This window comes from Sinorhizobium americanum (assembly GCF_001651855.1).
GTDB lineage: Bacteria > Pseudomonadota > Alphaproteobacteria > Rhizobiales > Rhizobiaceae > Sinorhizobium > Sinorhizobium americanum.
The window spans coordinates 177906-195209 of the sequence record NZ_LNQC01000053.1 but is presented as its reverse complement, the minus strand read 5'-3'; the positions used below and the strand labels follow the sequence as shown (position 1 = coordinate 195209).

Annotated in this window: 15 protein-coding genes; 11 read left to right on the top strand and 4 right to left on the bottom strand. The window is 63.2% G+C overall.

All coding sequences use genetic code 11. The features are described 5' to 3' along the window. Window positions 1-24 precede the first annotated feature (24 nt). The 3 genes from ATC00_RS14825 to gcl all read right to left on the bottom strand — a co-directional run bounded on the left by ATC00_RS14825 (window position 25) and on the right by gcl (window position 3586). Window positions 25-909 carry a 2-hydroxy-3-oxopropionate reductase gene (locus tag ATC00_RS14825; RefSeq protein WP_064253368.1) on the bottom strand — a complete coding sequence of 295 codons (885 nt, stop codon included), beginning with the start codon at window positions 907-909 and terminating at the stop codon, window positions 25-27. 5 nt (window positions 910-914) lie between these two features. After that, the gene (gene hyi, locus ATC00_RS14820; protein WP_064253367.1) at window positions 915-1730 is read right to left on the bottom strand and encodes a hydroxypyruvate isomerase; all 816 of its coding nucleotides are present in this window, start codon (window positions 1728-1730) and stop codon (window positions 915-917) included. A gap of 71 nt (window positions 1731-1801) precedes the next feature. Continuing rightward, window positions 1802-3586 (bottom strand): glyoxylate carboligase, encoded by a 1785-nt coding sequence (gcl, locus tag ATC00_RS14815; protein WP_064253366.1) that lies wholly within the window; start codon window positions 3584-3586, stop codon window positions 1802-1804. A 175-nt stretch (window positions 3587-3761) separates the two neighbouring features. Between gcl and ATC00_RS14810 the strand changes: the two genes are divergently transcribed. Then, entirely contained in the window at window positions 3762-4592 is an 831-nt protein-coding gene (locus ATC00_RS14810) for an IclR family transcriptional regulator (RefSeq protein ID WP_037385083.1), read from the top strand. Window positions 4593-4599: 7 nt separating this feature from the next. Here the strand turns inward: ATC00_RS14810 and ATC00_RS14805 are convergent, their stop codons facing one another. Further along, a complete protein-coding gene (locus ATC00_RS14805) occupies window positions 4600-5475 on the bottom strand; it encodes a LysR family transcriptional regulator (RefSeq protein ID WP_037383951.1) in 876 nt (291 codons plus the stop codon). A 241-nt stretch (window positions 5476-5716) separates the two neighbouring features. Here ATC00_RS14805 and ATC00_RS14800 point away from each other — a divergent pair, with 241 nt between their 5' ends. From ATC00_RS14800 to ATC00_RS14755, 10 genes are all read left to right on the top strand, one after another. Further along, window positions 5717-7066, top strand: a complete 1350-nt coding sequence (locus ATC00_RS14800) for a C4-dicarboxylate transporter DctA (RefSeq protein ID WP_064253365.1) — start codon at window positions 5717-5719, stop codon at window positions 7064-7066. Between the two features lie 37 nt (window positions 7067-7103). Beyond that, on the top strand, window positions 7104-7940 hold the full coding sequence (locus tag ATC00_RS14795) for a bifunctional allantoicase/(S)-ureidoglycine aminohydrolase (RefSeq protein WP_064253364.1): 837 nt from the start codon (window positions 7104-7106) through the stop codon (window positions 7938-7940). An 88-nt stretch (window positions 7941-8028) separates the two neighbouring features. Continuing rightward, window positions 8029-10482 (top strand): DNA ligase D, encoded by a 2454-nt coding sequence (gene ligD / locus ATC00_RS14790; protein ID WP_064253363.1) that lies wholly within the window; start codon window positions 8029-8031, stop codon window positions 10480-10482. Between the two features lie 25 nt (window positions 10483-10507). Further along, the gene (ku, locus tag ATC00_RS14785; protein WP_064253362.1) at window positions 10508-11392 is read left to right on the top strand and encodes a non-homologous end joining protein Ku; all 885 of its coding nucleotides are present in this window, start codon (window positions 10508-10510) and stop codon (window positions 11390-11392) included. Continuing rightward, window positions 11392-12477, top strand: a complete 1086-nt coding sequence (locus tag ATC00_RS14780; protein WP_064253361.1) for a tetratricopeptide repeat protein — start codon at window positions 11392-11394, stop codon at window positions 12475-12477. Before ku ends, ATC00_RS14780 begins: the two co-directional genes overlap by 1 nt. A 92-nt stretch (window positions 12478-12569) precedes the next feature. Then, window positions 12570-13208, top strand: a complete 639-nt coding sequence (locus ATC00_RS14775) for an alpha/beta hydrolase family protein (RefSeq protein WP_037383932.1) — start codon at window positions 12570-12572, stop codon at window positions 13206-13208. 6 nt (window positions 13209-13214) lie between these two features. Further along, window positions 13215-13988 carry an exodeoxyribonuclease III gene (xth, locus tag ATC00_RS14770; protein ID WP_064253360.1) on the top strand — a complete coding sequence of 258 codons (774 nt, stop codon included), beginning with the start codon at window positions 13215-13217 and terminating at the stop codon, window positions 13986-13988. Between the two features lie 182 nt (window positions 13989-14170). Further along, window positions 14171-15058: an NAD(P)-dependent oxidoreductase gene (locus ATC00_RS14765; RefSeq protein ID WP_082912355.1), complete on the top strand. Its 888-nt coding sequence runs from the start codon at window positions 14171-14173 to the stop codon at window positions 15056-15058. Window positions 15059-15309: 251 nt separating this feature from the next. Next, window positions 15310-16119, top strand: a complete 810-nt coding sequence (locus ATC00_RS14760) for a TIM barrel protein (protein ID WP_064253359.1) — start codon at window positions 15310-15312, stop codon at window positions 16117-16119. A gap of 237 nt (window positions 16120-16356) precedes the next feature. Continuing rightward, a complete protein-coding gene (locus ATC00_RS14755) occupies window positions 16357-17286 on the top strand; it encodes a sugar ABC transporter substrate-binding protein (protein ID WP_064253358.1) in 930 nt (309 codons plus the stop codon). The last annotated feature ends 18 nt before the right edge of the window (window positions 17287-17304 follow it).

The following is a 17304-nucleotide window of genomic DNA, read 5'->3' as shown; positions in this document are numbered from 1 at the left end:
TCTGAAAAGACGCGCGGCGCTAGTTCAGGCGACCTCGTGGTTCGCCATGCGCTCGAGCGCCCGGACGAGGCCGGAATGGTCGAGGCCACTGTCGCCATTGGCGGCGCAGTTGTTGAAAAGCTCCTGCGTCGCCGCCGTGTTCGGCAGCGAGATGCCGAGGCTTTTTGCCCCCTGCAGTGCCAGGTTCAGGTCCTTCTGGTGCAGCGAGATGCGGAAACCCGGCTCGAAGGTCCGCTTGATCATCCGATCGCCATGGACCTCGAGAATGCGCGAAGAGGCAAACCCGCCCATCAGCGCCTCGCGAACGCGCGCCGGGTCAGCGCCCGCTTTCGAGGCGAAAACCAGTGCCTCGGAAACCGCCTCGATCGTCAGCGCGACGATGATCTGGTTGGCAACCTTGGTGACCTGACCGTCGCCGCAATCGCCGACGAGGGTGATGTTCTTGCCCATCAGCTTGAAGAGCGGCAAGGCGCGATCGAAGCTTTCCTGGGTGCCGCCGGCCATGATGCTCAGCGAGGCATTCCTGGCCCCAACCTCGCCGCCGGAAACCGGCGCGTCGATGTATTCCGCCCCCGTCGCGCGGATTTTCCTGGCGAATTCCTTCGTCTCGATCGGCGAGATCGAGCTCATGTCGATGACCAGCTTGCCCTTGCCGAGACCGTAAGAGACGCCGTTCTCGCCGAAGAGGACATCCTTCACTTCCGGCGTGTCCGGCAGCATCAGGATGATGGTGTCGACGGTCTCGGCGAGCGCCTTCGGCGTCCCGACGAGCTGCAGGCCATGATCAAGCAGTTCCTGACGCGGCGGGATGGAGAATTTGGACGTGATGACGGTGTGGCCGGCATCCTGCAGGTGGCGCGCCATCGGCGTGCCCATGATGCCCAGTCCGATAAAACCTATAGATGCCATTGTCCTTAGCTCCTGATCTTGATGATGTCTGCGGATTGGTTGCGCTTGCGCTCGGCCCCCAGCCAGCCGAGCCCCTCCGCCGTCGTCGTGCGCGGCTTGTACTCGCAGCCGATCCAGCCCTCGTAACCGGCTGCTTTCAGCGCGTCGTAAACGAAGGGGTAATTGATCTCGCCGGTACCCGGCTCGTTGCGGCCCGGATTGTCGGCGAGTTGGATATGCGCGATCCGATCCGAATAGCGCTTATAGGCGCCGATCAGTTCGCCCTCGGTCCGCTGCTGGTGGTAGAGGTCGTACTGGATGTAAAGGTTGTCGCTGCCCACTTCCTCGATGATCGCGGCCGCCTGTCCGACCGTATTGAGGTAAAAGCCGGGAATGTCGAAGCGGTTGATCGGCTCGATCAGGAGGCGGATGCCTTCCTTGCCGAGTTCGCTCGCCGCGAGTCTCAGATTGGCGACAAGGGTGGTGCGCAGTACGCTGTCCGGCACGCCGTCCGGCGCGATACCGACGAGGCAATTGACCTGTTTGCAGTCGAGCGCCCTCGCATAATCGATGGCGCTTGCGACACCCCGGCGGAATTCGTCGATCCGATCCGGCAGGATGGCGATGCCGCGTTCGCCGCGCGCCCAGTCGCCGGCGGGAAGGTTGTGAAGAACCTGCGTCAGTCCGTAGCGATCGAGAGCACTGCGCAGGGCGATTTTCTCGAATTCATAGGGAAACAGATATTCCACGCCTTCGAAACCAGCCTTGGCGGCAAGCGCAAAGCGATCGAGGAACGGCGCCTCGTTGAACAGCATGGTCAGGTTTGCCGCAAATCTCGGCATGCGTTTACTCCTCTTCAAAGGGAAAGCAGGATGCAGCCGGAAGACCTCCCTCATCCTGCTGTTGAGGGCTTTCAATCGAGCAGGGCGGCGATCGCGGTCGGCGCGTCCTCGCCGCGCTCGGCAAGCTCCTCGAACTCGACGACCGCATTGATGTCGGCGCCCATGGCGATGTTGGTGACGCGCTCGAGGATGATCTCGATGACGACCGGCACCTGGTGTTCCTCCATCAGGGCCTGCGCCCGTTCGAAGGCATCGGCGAACTCATTGGGGCTCCGAACCCGGATCGCCTTGCAGCCGAGCCCTTCGGCGACGGCGACGTGATCGACACCGTAACCCTTCTCGGCGTCGCCGCTGGCATTGATGTTGTCGAAGGCGAGGCTCACCTCGAAATCCATGTCGAAGCCGCGCTGGGCCTGGCGGATCAGGCCGAGATAGGAGTTGTTGACGACCACATGCAGGTAGGGGAGCTTGTGCTGCGCCCCGACCGCGAGTTCCTCGATCAGGAACTGGAAGTCGTAGTCGCCGGAAAGCGCGACGATCGGCCGGTTCGGGTCCGCCGCGCGGACGCCGAGCGCCGCGGGAAGCGTCCAGCCGAGCGGCCCGGCCTGACCGCAATTGATCCAGTTGCGCGGCCTGTAGACATGCAGGAACTGTGCGCCGGCGATCTGGCTCAAGCCGATGGTCGAGACATAGCAGGTGTCGCGGCCGAAGGCTTTGTTCATCTCCTCGTAGACCCGCTGGGGTTTCAGCGGCGTCTGGTCGTAATGGGTCTTGCGCAACATGGTGCGCTTGCGCTCGCGGCATTCCGCCGCCCAGGCAGACCAGTCACGCAATTTGCCGGCCGTCTTCCACTCGGTGGCAACATCGAGGAAGAGTTTGAGCGCCGCCCCCGCATCCGAAACGATGCCGAAATCCGGTGCGAAGACGCGGCCAATCTGAGTCGGCTCGATATCGACATGGATGAACTTGCGCGCCTCGGTGTAAGTCGGGACGTTGCCGGTGTGGCGGTTGGCCCAGCGGTTGCCGATGCCGAAGACGAAGTCGGAGGCAAGCAGCGTCGCGTTGCCGTAGCGATGCGAGGTCTGCAGGCCGCACATGCCAGCCATCAGCGGATGGTCGTCGGGGATCGCGCCCCAGCCCATCAGCGTCGGGATGACCGGGACGCCGGTGATTTCGGCGAACTCGGTGAGCAGGTCCGACGCATCCGCATTGATGATGCCGCCGCCGGCGACGATCAGCGGCCGCTCCGCCGCGTTCAGCATGGCGAGCGCCTTTTCGGCCTGGGCGCGGGTCGCGGCCGGCTTGTAGGGCGCGAGTGGCTCATAGGTCTCCGGATCGAACTCGATCTCGGCCAGCTGAACGTCAACCGGCAGGTCGATGAGTACCGGACCGGGACGGCCCGAGCGCATCAGATGGAAAGCCTTCTGGAAGACGAAGGGGACGAGCGCCGGCTCCATGACCGTGACGGCCCACTTGGTGACGGGTGCCGCGATCTTGGCGATATCGACCGCCTGGAAATCCTCCTTGTCGAGACGCGCCCGCGGCGCCTGCCCGGTGATGCAGAGGATCGGGATTGAATCGGCCGAAGCCGAGTAGAGGCCGGTGATCATGTCGGTGCCGGCCGGCCCTGAAGTGCCGATGCAGACGCCGATATTGCCGTGCTTTGCCCGCGTATAGCCCTCCGCCATATGCGAGGCACCTTCGACATGGCGGGCAAGAATATGGCGGATCGGTCCGCGCGCCTTAAGCGCCGAATAGAGCGGATTGATCGCCGCGCCCGGGACGCCGAAGGCACAATCGATCCCCTCCTTTTCCAGAACATGAACCGCTGCATCGACAGCACGCATCTTGGCCATGGGAACTCCTCCTGTTTGATGGAAACATAATCCATATTTCGCGACCGTCAACATAAAAATGGAATTAATTACCATCAGATGGAAATTACGACGACAGCACTGTTGCGCGCGGCACTGGTCAAAGCCGCGCGTGGCAGCTATTGGCTAATGAGAGAGTCGTGACGGGGTATTGGCGGTGGCGGTCGTATCGGAGCAGGCAAAAGGCAAGCGCGGCCGGAAGGCGGGCGCCAATTCGACGCCCTCCTCGGTCCAGGTGCTCGACCGCAGCCTGGCACTGTTCAGCCTCGTGGCGGATCGCGACGGTTCGACATTAACCGACCTGGCAGACGAGACGGGGCTCGCGCCGTCGACAATCCATCGTCTGCTGACATCGCTTTCAAGCCACGGCATGGTCGCGCATGATCCCGACACCGGCGAGTGGACAATCGGCGTGAGGGCCTTCGAGATCGGCAACGCCTTCCTGCGCTTCCGAAAGCTCGGTACGATCAGCCGGCCCTACCTGAAGCGGCTGATGGACGAGAGCGGCGAAACCGCCAATATCGGCATCGAGGACGATGGCGACGTCGTGTTCATCTCGCAGGTCGAAAGCCATGCACCCATGCGGGCCTTCTTCCGCCCCGGACGGCGAGGCCCGAGCCATGCCTCAGGGATCGGCAAGGCGATTCTTTCGACCTGGTCGGATACTGAGATCGCCAAGACGCTTGGCGGAAGGACGTTGACGCACTTCACCGACCGGACGCTCGACACTTTGCCGGCGCTGATCCGCAACATCCAGGAGATCCGTAATCGCGGCTGGTCGATCGACGACGAGGAACATACGCTCGGCATGCGCTGCATCGCCGCGCCGCTGTTCAACGAATATGGCGAGGCGATCGGCGGCATATCGATCTCCGGGCCGTCGGTCCGTATCGACGACAACAGGCTCGAGCCGCTCGGCTCACTCGTGCGCCGGACGGCGGACGAATTGACCCGTGCCATCGGCGGCCACCGGCCTGGAGAGGGGTGAAACGCGGCTAGCCGGACATCGCCTCGGTCGCTTCCAGAAAGCTCGCAACCACCGGACCGTGGTTCGGCCGGCTGAGGACGTAGACATCGGCTTCCGGGGCGGGATCAGCAAGCGCACGATAGACGACACCGGGACGCGAGAGATTCCTGATGCATTCCGGAACGAGCGCCACGCCGAGGCCGGCGGAAACCAGGCTCGTCAGCGAATAGGATTCCACCACCTCGTTGGTGATGTTCGGCACGAAGCCTGCCGCGACGCAGCAGTCGTGCAGGTAGCGGGCAAAGCGGGACTCCGCCAGTCGGAGAAAGACGAAGCTCTCCTGCCGCAGCGCGCCGAGCTCGACCGTTTCATGCCGGGCGAGCGGGTGATCGGCCGGCAGTGCGACTCCAACCTTTTCCTGCCACGCAACCTTGCCAACTAGGTCCGCATTGTATCGCGGCTTGCGCACGAAGCTGAGGTCGGTGCGGTGCGAAAGCAGCGCCAGTTCCTGCGCCTGCGGATCCATTTCATGGATGCGCACAAAGACACCCGGCCAACGGTTCCGGAACCTCGCAATCAAAGTCGACAACTGACCGAGGAGGACCGAGCCGGTGGTGCCGATATTGAGCATGCCCACCTGGCCGGATCCGATGACGCGCGCCTGATGCGCGGCGTGTTCCACCTGGCCGAGAATCATCCTCGCGTGATCGAGAAAACTGGCGCCGGCCTCGGTGAGTTCGACATGCCGGCTCGAACGCTCGAAGAGACGCGTGCCGACCTCTTCTTCCAGATCCTTGATCTGCTGGCTCAAGGGCGGCTGCGAGATGTTCAAGTTCTTCGCCGCCGCCGTGAAACTCGCCGCTTCGGCGACGGCAATGAAATAGCGCAGGTGCCGTAACTCCATCGCGACCTCCCGATAATCGTCGATAGGCTATACGTCTTAATCCAGTCAAACAATATATTGGACATATCACCCGCCTTTTGTTCCCATCACTATGGATGGCCGAGCGTCGCACGAGGAGGGTGCACGCCGTTGGAGACGGCCAATCCTTGGGCGGGCGGCGGCACCAGGCCGCGCAGTGGCTTCGGCACAAGCCGTTGCCTCGTCGCAACGCCCGGGCTCACAGCATTTCGGGAGGAAGCAAATGTCCAGGTTTAGCAGGTCTTTGTTCGGACAAGTCATCATCGCACTCGTCCTCGGTATCCTTGTCGGCGTTTTCTGGCCGCAATTTGCGGCACAGCTGAAACCGCTCGGAGACGGCTTCATCAAATTGATCAAGATGGTGATTGCGCCTCTGGTCTTCGGCGTGGTTGTTCATGGCATCGTCGGCGCCGGGGACCTGAGAAAGGTCGGCCGGGTCGGCCTCAAGTCGCTCATCTATTTCGAAGCCGTGACTACGCTGGCGCTCGCGCTGGGGCTGATCGCCGCCTATGTCTTCGGCCCCGGCCATGGGATGAATGTCGATCCGACGACGCTCGATGCAAGCGCCTTGGGCGCCTATACCGAAAAGGTCTCGCAGGTCACCGGTACCGTCGACTTCCTGATGCGGATCATTCCCACGACGATCGTCGACGCTTTCGCGAAGGGCGACGTTTTGCAGGTGCTGCTGTTCGCTGTGCTGTTCGGATCGGGCCTTGCCCTCATCGGCGAGCGCGGCAAGCAGGTTGCCGAAGTGATCGACCAGACGACGCAGGTGCTCTTCAAGGTGATCGGCTTCATCGTCCGGCTCGCGCCAATCGGCGTCTTCGGCGCCATCGCCTACACGGTCGGAAAATACGGCATCGGCTCGCTGCAGCAACTCGGCTATCTGGTCGTTCTGCTCTATGCGACGATCATCCTCTTCGTGTTCGGTGTCCTCGGACTGATCATGAAAATCGCCGGCTTCAGCATCTTCAAGTTCCTCCGGTACCTGCGCGAGGAACTGATGATCGTCATGGCGACGGCGTCCTCCGACAGCGTTCTGCCGCAGGTCATGCGTAAGCTTGAACGGCTTGGAATCAAGGATTCGACGGTCGGTCTGGTCATTCCCACCGGCTATTCATTCAACCTCGATGCGTTCTCGATCTATCTGACGCTTGCGGCCGTGTTCATCGCTCAGGCGACCAATACGCCGCTTGCACCCGGCGATCTTTTGCTGATCCTCGGCGTTGCGCTGCTGACCTCTAAGGGCGCCCACGGCATCCCCGGCTCCGCCATCGTCGTGCTGGCGGCGACGCTTTCCGCCATTCCGGTCATTCCGGCCATCGGCCTTGTATTGGTCCTGTCGGTCGACTGGTTCGTCGGCATTGCCCGGGCACTCGGAAACCTGATAGGCAATTGCGTTGCCGCCGTCGTCATCGCCGTCTGGGAGGGCGACATCGACCGTGAGCAGGCGCAACAGGTGCTCGATGGTGACCAGGCCGCAAACCCCAAGCCCGCACCCGTGTTCCAAACCCCTATAGCCAGCGATGTCGTCCCGACCTCGGCGCTCGCGCATCCCGTCAACGGCCGCTAGTCCGGTTCGAACAGACACTTCAACAGGTAACGAACAGATGCAAAGCAACTACTACTTTCCCGAAGGTGGTCATCCGCCGCAAACGAACCTGCTGACGGATCGGGCGGTGTTCACCGAGGCCTACGCGATCATGCCCAAAGGCGTGATGCGCGACATCGTCACCAGCTACCTGCCGCACTGGACGAACACCCGTCTCTGGGTCCTTTCGCGGCCGTTGTCCGGGTTCTCCGAGACTTTCTCCCAATACATCATGGAGGTCGGGCCCTCGGGAGGCAGCGATCGACCCGAAAGCGACCCCCGCGCCGAAGCTGTGTTGTTTGTGGTCGATGGGGACTTCCGGCTCACGATCGGCGATGCAACCCATCGGATGCGGCCCGGCGGCTACGCCTTCATTCCGCCCGGCTCCGACTGGAGCATCCACAACGACGGGTCGACGCCGGCCCGGTTCCACTGGTTCCGCAAGGCCTACGAAAAGGTGGAGGGAATCCCCATCCCCGAACCGATCGTCACCAATGAGCGTGAAGTCACGCCGACGCCGATGCCCGGTACGGACGGTCGCTGGGCGACGACCCGCTTCGTCGACCCTTCGGACATGCGCCACGACATGCATGTGACGATCGTCACCTTCGAGCCCGGCGGCGTCATCCCTTTCATGGAGACCCACGTGATGGAACACGGCCTCTACGTTCTCGAGGGCAAGGCCGTCTACCGCCTCAATTCCGATTGGGTCGAGGTCGAAGCCGGCGACTATATGTGGCTGAGAGCCTTCTGCCCGCAGGCCTGCTATGCTGGCGGACCGGGCAAGTTCCGTTACCTGCTCTACAAGGACGTCAATCGCCATATGGCCCTCGGCACGCCGGGCCGTTTCGCCTGAGAGCTGGAGCCGCGCGAGCCGGGACGCTTCGTTCCGGCTCGCATCGGCCGATATTGCGGGTTCAATGAAGAGGCCATAGCTTGGTCGCATGGCGACGTCGAAGCTTGAGATCTACCGCAAGAAACGCGATTTTTCGAAGACGCCGGAGCCGGTCGGGCGTCCCGCCGGCGGCGGCAACCGCTTCGTCGTGCACAAGCACCATGCGACAGCGGACCACTACGATCTGAGACTTGAGGTGGGGGGCGTGCTGAAGAGCTGGGCGGTGCCCAAGGGCCCGTCGCTCAACCCCGCCGACAAGCGCCTGGCGGTGGAGACCGAAGACCATCCGATCGACTATATCGACTTCGAAGGCGTCATTCCGGAAGGTGAATACGGCGCCGGGCCGATGATCGTCTGGGACACCGGTGTCTGGGCACCGATGGACGACATCGAGGCTAGCCTGCGCAAGGGTGCCTTCAAGTTTCGCCTGGCTGGCGAAAAGCTCAACGGCGGCTGGATGCTGACGCGACTGAAGCCGAAGCCCGGCGAAGAGGATCATCGCAACTGGCTTCTCTTCAAGGAACGCGATCCGGCCGCCGATCCCTCCACCGACATCCTCGCCGCCCGGCCGGAAAGCGTCAAATCCGGACGGCGGATCGAGGAACTCGTCGAGAAGCCGAAACCCCCGGCCAAGCCCGCCAAGCTCGATCCCGGCACGCTTGCCGGCGCCGTCCGGGGCGCCGCACCCGCGCGCATCGAGCCCCAGCTCGCGACGCTGACGATCGTTCCACCCGACGCCAAGGAAGGCTGGCTCCACGAGATCAAGTTCGACGGCTACCGCACCATGGCGCATCTGGCCGGCGGCACCGTGCGCCTCATCACCCGTGGCGGGCTCGACTGGACGAAGCGCTATGGCGACCTGCCGGAGGCCTTTCAGCGGCTGCCCTGCCGCGACGCGATCATCGACGGCGAGATCGTCGTGCTCGACGAGTCGGGGATAAGCCGCTTCGCGCTGCTGCAGGAGGCGCTCTCCACCGGCTCCGGCAACAAGCTCGTGTTTTTCGCCTTCGACCTCCTTCATCTCGAAGGCTGGAATCTCACCGCCTCGCCGCTCGAAGAGCGCAAGGCGCTGCTCGCAAAATTGCTCGCCGGCCAGATCCACAGTCGCTCGGCCATCCAGCTCAGCGATCATGTGACCGGCGAAGGGCGCACGCTCTATGAGCAGGCCTCTGAGATCGGCCTCGAAGGGATCGTTTCGAAGCGCGCCTCGGCCCCCTATCATTGCGGTCGCTCCAAGACTTGGACCAAGACGAAGGCACTGAAGGCGGAGGATTTCGTCATCATCGGCTACACCGTGTCGGAGGCGGCCGAGGGAATTGCTTCGCTGGCCCTCGGCGAATGGGTCGACGGCGAGCTGCAGTATCGCGGCAAGGTCGGGACCGGCTTCGATTCAGAGATGCTGAAGCAACTGCTGGTCAGGCTCGACCCCCTGCGCAGCGGCGCAGTGAAGCTCGAGGGCGCACCCAAGGAGATCATCTGGGTGCGCCCGGTGCTCAGAGCGCATGTTCACTACGGCAACCGCACGGCCGACAACCTGCTGCGTCACGCGGTCTTCAAGGGCCTTCGCGATGTCGAGCTCTCGACACCCGTCTCGATCTCGCGAAAGCGGCTGATCTCGGACGCCGACCTCGCCAGCATCTCGATCACCAATCCGACCCGACGGCTGTTCGGCAAATCCGGCCCCACCAAGCTCGACCTCGCCGTTTACTACGCCATGATCGGCGATTTCATGCTGCCGCACATCCTTGGCCGACCCGTTTCACTCGTGCGTTGCCCGACGGGGAAGTCGGAGGACTGCTTCTTCCAGCGCCACCCCTTCACCGGCATGCCGCCTTCGGTCGCGACCTTTCAATCCCCAAACTCGGAAGGCGAGACGAAAACCTATATCTCCGTCGAGGATGCGAAGTCCTATCTGGCGCTGGCGCAGTTCGGCGTCGTCGAATTCCACAATTGGGGTACGACACGCATGCTGCTCGACAAGCCCGATCGCATGGTCTTCGATCTCGACCCCGGCGAAGGCATAGCCTGGCGGGAGGTGGTTGAAGCGGCCATACACATCAAGAGCGAACTCGAGGCAATCGGCCTCGTCCCCTTCGTCAAGACCTCGGGCGGCAAGGGAGTCCATGTCGTTCTGCCGATCAGGCCGAAGCTCAACTGGAAGAAGTTCCACCAGGCGGCAAGCGCGATCGCCACCCGCCTGGCGGCGACCGCGCCGGAGACCTTCACAACCACCATGGGCAAAGGCAATCGCGTGAGGCGCATCTTCATCGATTTCCACCGCAACGCGCGCAGCCACACCTGGGCCGCACCCTATTCGCTGCGCGCCCGGACCAACCTGCCGGCCTCGACGCCGCTCAGTTGGACCGATCTCGAAGCTATCGACGCTCCCGGGGATTTGAATTATTCTTCGCTGCCGGGCCTTCTGGCCACATCCGGCGATCCCTGGGCCGACATCGGCGACTTCGCCAGGGAGCTGCCGCCTCAGTCCGGGCCGGAAAAGTAATCGTAGTGCCGCGTAGGAGACGACCATGGCACCCAGGGCAAGTTGGAAGGGATATCTCAGACTCAGTCTCGTGAGCTGCCCGGTAAGGCTGTATCCGGCCACCAGCAGCAGCGAGCGCATCACCTTCAATCAGTTGCACAAGGATACCCACAACCGGATCAACATGAAGCCAGTCGATCCGGAGCTTGGCCTGGTCGAACGATCCGACCTGGTGAAGGGCTACGAATACGAAGACAAGAAATACATTGTCATCGATGAGGCCGATCTCGAGAGTGTCAGGATCGAATCCAACCACACGATGAACATCGAGGCCTTCGTCGATGAAGGCTCCGTGGACCTGATCTACCAGGACGCGCCCTATTACCTGGCGCCGGACGGGGCCATGGCCGAGGAGACCTTCATCGTCCTGCGGGAGGCCCTGCGGCGGAGCGGCAAGCTCGCCATCGCCCGCCTGGTGCTTTCGAGCCGCGAGCGGGTGATCGCCATCGGCCCGCGCGAGACCGGCATGTTCGTGTGCACGCTCAGGAACCCGAACGAGGTGCGCGGCACGGCCGAATATTTCGGCAACATCCCGGTCGGCAGTCCCGAGCCGGAAATGCTGCAGCTCGCCGAAGCGCTCATCCAGCAAAAGACGACGACCTTCGATCCGAAGAACTACGAGGATCGCTACGAGATCGCGCTGATGCAGATGATCCGCGAGAAATTGAAGGGCCACAAGCCGATCATCGCGGCGCCGCCGGATCGCGGCAACGTCATCAACCTGATGGATGCGTTGAAGGCGAGCCTTTCGCAGGCGAAGCCGCCGGCAAAAAGCAAGAGCAAGACCGAACCGACTGCAAAGCCCGCAGCGAAGAGCGCTGCTGCCAAACCCGCCGCGGCAAAGAAGACGACCACACAGAAGAAGGCCTGATGGCGGTCGCTGGCAAGACATTCGGCATCGTCGGGCCGCTTTCCGCGTTCCCGCGGCGGCTGATCGCACGCGAGGTCGAGCGCCAAGGCGGACATCTGCGACGCGGCGTCACCCGGCAAACTACGCATGTGGTCTTCGGCCGCGGCTTGCTCTTGAAGGCGACCGATGCGGAAATCGAGGCGCGTCTCGAACGCGAGGCCGGCAACGGCCGGCGCCTCCTCAGCGAGAACGGCTTCCTGCGCTTGCTGAACTTGGCAACGGCGCCCGAGACATCGGCGCTGCCGCGGCAATCGCTGATCGACCAGGCGAAGATTGCGCCGCGGCTCTTCGATCTCCTGTCGCTGTTCGACGCCTTCGAACATGACTGCGAACCCTATTCGTTCCGCGACGTGATCCTCGCCCGCAAATATGCGGGCTTGATCGCCAGCGGCGCCGGTTGGGGAACGATCGCGCGTTCCGTCCAGCGCTCCAGCCACGCTTCGCTGACGGCGCTGTCGCTCCACCACGAAAGATCGAGGACGATCTATGCACGACGGGCCGAGGGCTTGAGCGAGCTCGACGGACAATTGCTGCTCGATCTCGGGGCGGTCGAGGAGGCGGAACTCGAAGAGCTCTTCGCGCAAGCGGAAGAGGCCGAAGAAGAAGGCGAATATGGCGAAGCGGCCGCCGTCTATCAGCGTTACCTCGCTATTGATCGCACCGACTCGGTCGCCGCCTTCAACCGCGCCAACTGCCTTCGGGCTGCGGGCCACGAACTCGACGCCGCGCATGATTACGCGCGGGCGCTCAAGCTCGACCCGTCCTTCGCCGAGGCCTGGTTCAACCTTGCCGGGCTTATGGGCGAGCGCGGCCGCATCGACACCGCCCGCAGGCACCTCCAAAAAGCGATCGACGTCGACGGCGATTACGCCGATGCGATCTTCAACCTGGCAAAGCTCGAGTTCGATGCCGGCAATCTCGGCGAGGCACGCCGCTGGTGGAAGCGTTATCTCGAACTCGACAGGGACTCCGAATGGGCGCGGACGGCCGAGCGCGGCGTGCAGTTCGTGAATCTTCACCTGCTTCCGACGGCGCCGCGCGCCTGACCAGAGGCGGTGCTGTGGCGCTTTGGACTGCCGCATGATCTTATCCTGAGATCGCTCGATTAACGGAATCATCCAGAGGACGGCTGCCTGAAATGGTCGGAAAATTCCTGTTCGACGGACCGGAGGACGCGCCGGTCACCATTCTTCTCGCGCATGGCGCCGGCGCGCCGATGGATTCGGCCTCGTTGACCGCAACGGCCAAGGAGCTCGCCGCGGCAGGCTTCCGCATTGCCCGCTTCGAATTCGGCTATATGGCAGCGCGACGCTCGGGCGCGCGCAAGCCGCCGCCCCGCGCCGAAACGCTCAATCCGGAATACCGGGCTGCCGTCGCGGATCTCGGCGCGAAAGGCACGCTCGTCATCGGCGGAAAATCGATGGGCGGGCGCGTCGCCAGCATGGTCGCCGACGAGCTTCATGCCGAGGGAAAGGTCGCCGGGCTCATCTGCCTCGGCTATCCGTTCCACCCGCCGGCCAAGCCCGAGCAGCTTCGCACCAGGCATCTCGCCGGGCTCCAGACGCCGACGCTGATCTGCCAGGGAACCCGCGACGAGTTCGGGACACGCGAAGAGGTTCAGGGCTATACGCTGTCCGACCAGATCGAGTTCCTCTGGCTGGAGGACGGCGACCATGACCTGAAGCCGCGCAAGAGCATCTCCGGCTTCTCCGCGGCCGATCATCTGAAAACTCTCGCTGACGCGGTCACGCGATGGACCGGCGGCTTGGTTCACTGAGCTGGCATGAAGATCGCCACCTTCAACATCAACGGCGTCAACAAGCGGCTGGACAACCTGCTCGCCTGGCTCGCAACGGCCGAGCCGGATGTCGTCTGCCTGCAGGAGCTCAAGGCGACGGACGGGCAGTTTCCGAAGCAGGCGATCGAAGCCGCCGGATATGGCGCCGTCTGGCGAGGCCAAGCGACCTGGAACGGCGTCGCTATTCTCGCCAGCGACAGCGAACCGGTCCTGACGCGAACGGACCTGCCCGGCGACCCGTCCGACACGCAGAGCCGGTACATCGAAGCGGCCGTCAACGGCATTCTGATCGCCTCGCTCTACGCCCCGAACGGCAATCCGCAGCCGGGACCGAAATTCGACTTCAAGCTCGCTTGGCACCGGCGTCTCGCCAGCCACGCCGCAGACCTGTTCGAGACTGGCCTGCCGGTCGTGCTTGCCGGCGACTACAATGTCGTCCCGGAACCCCGCGACATCTATCCGACCCGCTCCTACGACGACAACGCCCTCGTCCAGCCGGAAAGTCGCGCCGCCTTCCGGCAACTGCTCGACCAGGGCTGGCTCGACGCACTCCGCAAGACCTATCCGGACGAGCAGCTTTTCACCTTCTGGGACTATCGCCGCAATCGCTGGCAGCGCGACGCCGGCCTGCGGCTCGACCATATCCTTCTCAGTCGAAAACTCAGGCGCCGACTGACCGGCGCCGGCATAGACCGGGACGTGCGCGGGCGGGAAAATGCCAGCGACCATGCGCCGGTGTGGATCACCTTGCGGGACTAAAGCGCGTCGCGTTCAAACGTATTCACGCGATGCGCTTTAGGTCTTTGTTTTTCTGCATGTCGGTATCCCAAAATCGCTGCACACTTTTGGGCGACATGCACTATCAGGCGGAGCGGCCAGAATTTCGGTCTGGCGATCCCCCGCCAATCGTGCACCATGGCATCAACACCATGGAGGCGAACATGACAAAGGCGAATGTGGGTTTCATCGGGCTCGGGCTGATGGGCCAGGGCATGGCCGCCAACATCCTGAAAAAGGGCTGGCCGCTGTCGGTCATGGCGCATCGCAACCGCGCGCCGGTCGAGGCGCTTGTTGCAGAAGGCGCGAAGGAGGTGAGGACGCCGCGCGAGATGGCGGAGCACTGCGACATTGTCGTGCTGTGCGTGACCGGCTCGCCCGAAGTGCTTGCCGTCGTCGAAGGCTCGGATGGCATTGCCGCCGCCGGCAGGCCGCTGACCATCGTCGACTGCTCGACCTCCGATCCTTCGGTGACGACGAAGCTCGCCGCGGATCTGGCTCGGAAGGGCATTACCCTCATCGATGCGCCGCTGAGCCGCACGCCGGCGGACGCCGCCGCCGGCACGCTCGATGTGATGGTCGGCGGCGCCGAAGACGAGGTGCGCCGCGTCTGGCCGGTGCTTGAATGCTTCGCGGGCCGCATCATTCACACGGGCCCGACCGGGACCGGCCACACGATGAAGCTGCTCAACAACTTCCTGTCGATGGGCTACGCGGCGCTCTATTCCGAAGCGCTGATGCTCGGGCGGAAAGCCGGCCTCGAGCCGGAGATCTTCGACAGCGTCATCCGCGGCGGCCGCATGGATTGCGCCTTCTACCAGACCTTCTTCCGTTGGGTGCTGGATCGCGACCCGAATGCCCACAAGTTTGCCATCCGCAACGGCTTCAAGGATATGAGCTACCTCGCCGCCTTCGCCAATGCGGCCGGCGTCGCCAATCCGATCGGCGCGGCCGTCAGGAATTCCTTCGCACAGGCCGTCGGGGCCGGACGCGGCGAGGACTATGTGCCGATGCTCTCGGATTTCGTTGCCGAGGCCAACGGGGTCAAGTGAACCCGCGCAGGCGGACCTGCCTGACTCGATCGGGCCTTGCCTGTCGAATTCTGAAAACCGATCGCCGGCGCATCGCACCGCCGCAATGACAGAATCCCCTCATCGCCGCGGCGCAATCTTGCAGGAATGCAATGCCGCTGCGCGACTAGCACTTTGACTGGACGCGCCTTCACGGTGAATGTGGTCGCCGAAATGGAACAAACGTTCCGAACAACGGCGACAGCCATTCCAAACATTCCCGGAGGACATCCATGACCGCCCTTCCTTTCGCCCTCAACCATATGGCCGCTCCGGCGCTGCCGCTCGATGCCTTCTTCGCGCTGGCGAAATCGCTCGGAATCGCGGCGGTGGAAATTCGCAACGACCTTTCGGGCAACGCAATTCTCGACGGAACCGGGCCCGCGGAAGTGAAGGCACTTGCCGAAAAGCACTGCCTGACGATCATCTCGATCAACGCCCTGCAGCGCTTCAATGAATGGAACGAGGCACGTGAGGCGGAGGCATGCGGGCTTATTTCCTATGCGCGCGATTGCGGCGCCGAGGCGCTGGTGCTGGTGCCGGTCAATGACGGCAGCGGCCAGAAGAACGGCGAGCGCCAGGAAACCCTCCGCAAGTCCTTACGAGCACTGAAGCCGCTGCTCGACGCCGCCGGCATCATCGGGCTTGTCGAGCCGCTCGGCTTCGAGATCTGCTCGTTGCGCTCCAAGGCCGAAGCCGTCGAGGCGATTCGGGAAATCGGCGGCGAGACCTTCCGCCTCGTCCATGACACGTTCCACCATCATCTCGCCGGCGAGAACGCCTTCTTCCCGGAACTGACCGGCCTCGTCCACATTTCTGGCGTCAGCGACGAGGCGGTTTCCGTCTCAGAGATGCGCGACCCTCACAGAATCCTGGTCGATGCCGCAGACCGGCTGGACAATGCGGGACAGATCCGCCGGCTGCGCGCCGAAGGCTACAAAGGCCCCTTCTCGTTCGAGCCCTTCGCGCCGTCCGTCCATGCCTTGAGCGAGCCGGCCAAGGCCGTTCGCGAGAGCATGGATTACCTGCAGTCCCGCGCCTGATCGCTTGACGCGCTGAAAGCGCGGAATTCGGCCCGGACGCCGCAAGATGCACTTGACGGCGTCCGGATAAAATGGAATACATATTCCGTAATGACGAACCACTGGTTTGTTTGTTCCGTTTTCATCGGAAGCGCAAATGGGAGTGCTGCTTCTGACAGGAGATGAGCTCGATCAACGAAAATCGAGTTTCCGGCAAGAGAGGGTGTGGCCGGCACCAAAGTGGAGGAGAAAGTAGACATGAAGAAATTCATTCTGGGCACTGCGATGGCTGTCATGATGTCGACGGCTGCGCATGCGGAGACGATCGGCGTCTCGATGGCGCTGTTCGACGACAACTTCCTGACGGTTCTGCGCAACGGTATGTCCGACTACGCAAAGACGCTGAACGGCGTCGAACTGCAGATCGAAGACGCGCAGAACGACGTCGCGAAACAGCAGAGCCAGATCCAGAACTTCATCGCCGCCGGCGTCAGTGCGATCATCGTCAACCCGGTCGACACGGACGCCACCGCTGCGATGTCGAAGATCGCCGCCGACGCCGGCATTCCGCTCGTCTACGTCAACCGCGAGCCGGTGAACATCGACTCGCTTCCGGAAAAGCAGGCCTTCGTCGCCTCGAACGAAGTCGAATCCGGAACTCTGGAGACGCAGGAAGTCTGCAAGATGCTCGGCGGCAAGGGCAAGGCCGTCGTGATGATGGGCGAGCTCTCCAACCAGGCGGCCCGCATGCGCACCAAGGACATCCACGACGTTCTCGCCACCGACGCCTGCAAGGGCATCGAGATCGTCGAGGAGCAGACCGCCAACTGGTCGCGCACCCAGGGCGCCGACCTGATGACCAACTGGCTTTCCGCCGGTGTTGAGTTCGATGCCGTGATCGCCAACAACGACGAAATGGCGATCGGTGCCATCCAGGCGCTGAAGGCTGCCGGCCGGTCGATGGACTCGGTCGTCATCGGCGGCGTTGACGCCACCCAGGACGCGCTTGCCGCCATGGCTGCCGGCGACCTCGACGTGACCGTGTTCCAGAACGCGGCCGGCCAGGGCCAGGGCTCGGTCGATGCCGCGCTCAAGCTCGCCAAGGGCGAAGCTGTCGAGAAGAAGGTCTACATCCCCTTCGAGCTCGTCACCAAGGACAACCTGGACAAATACCAGGCGAAGAACTGATTGTTCCTCTTGGGAGCG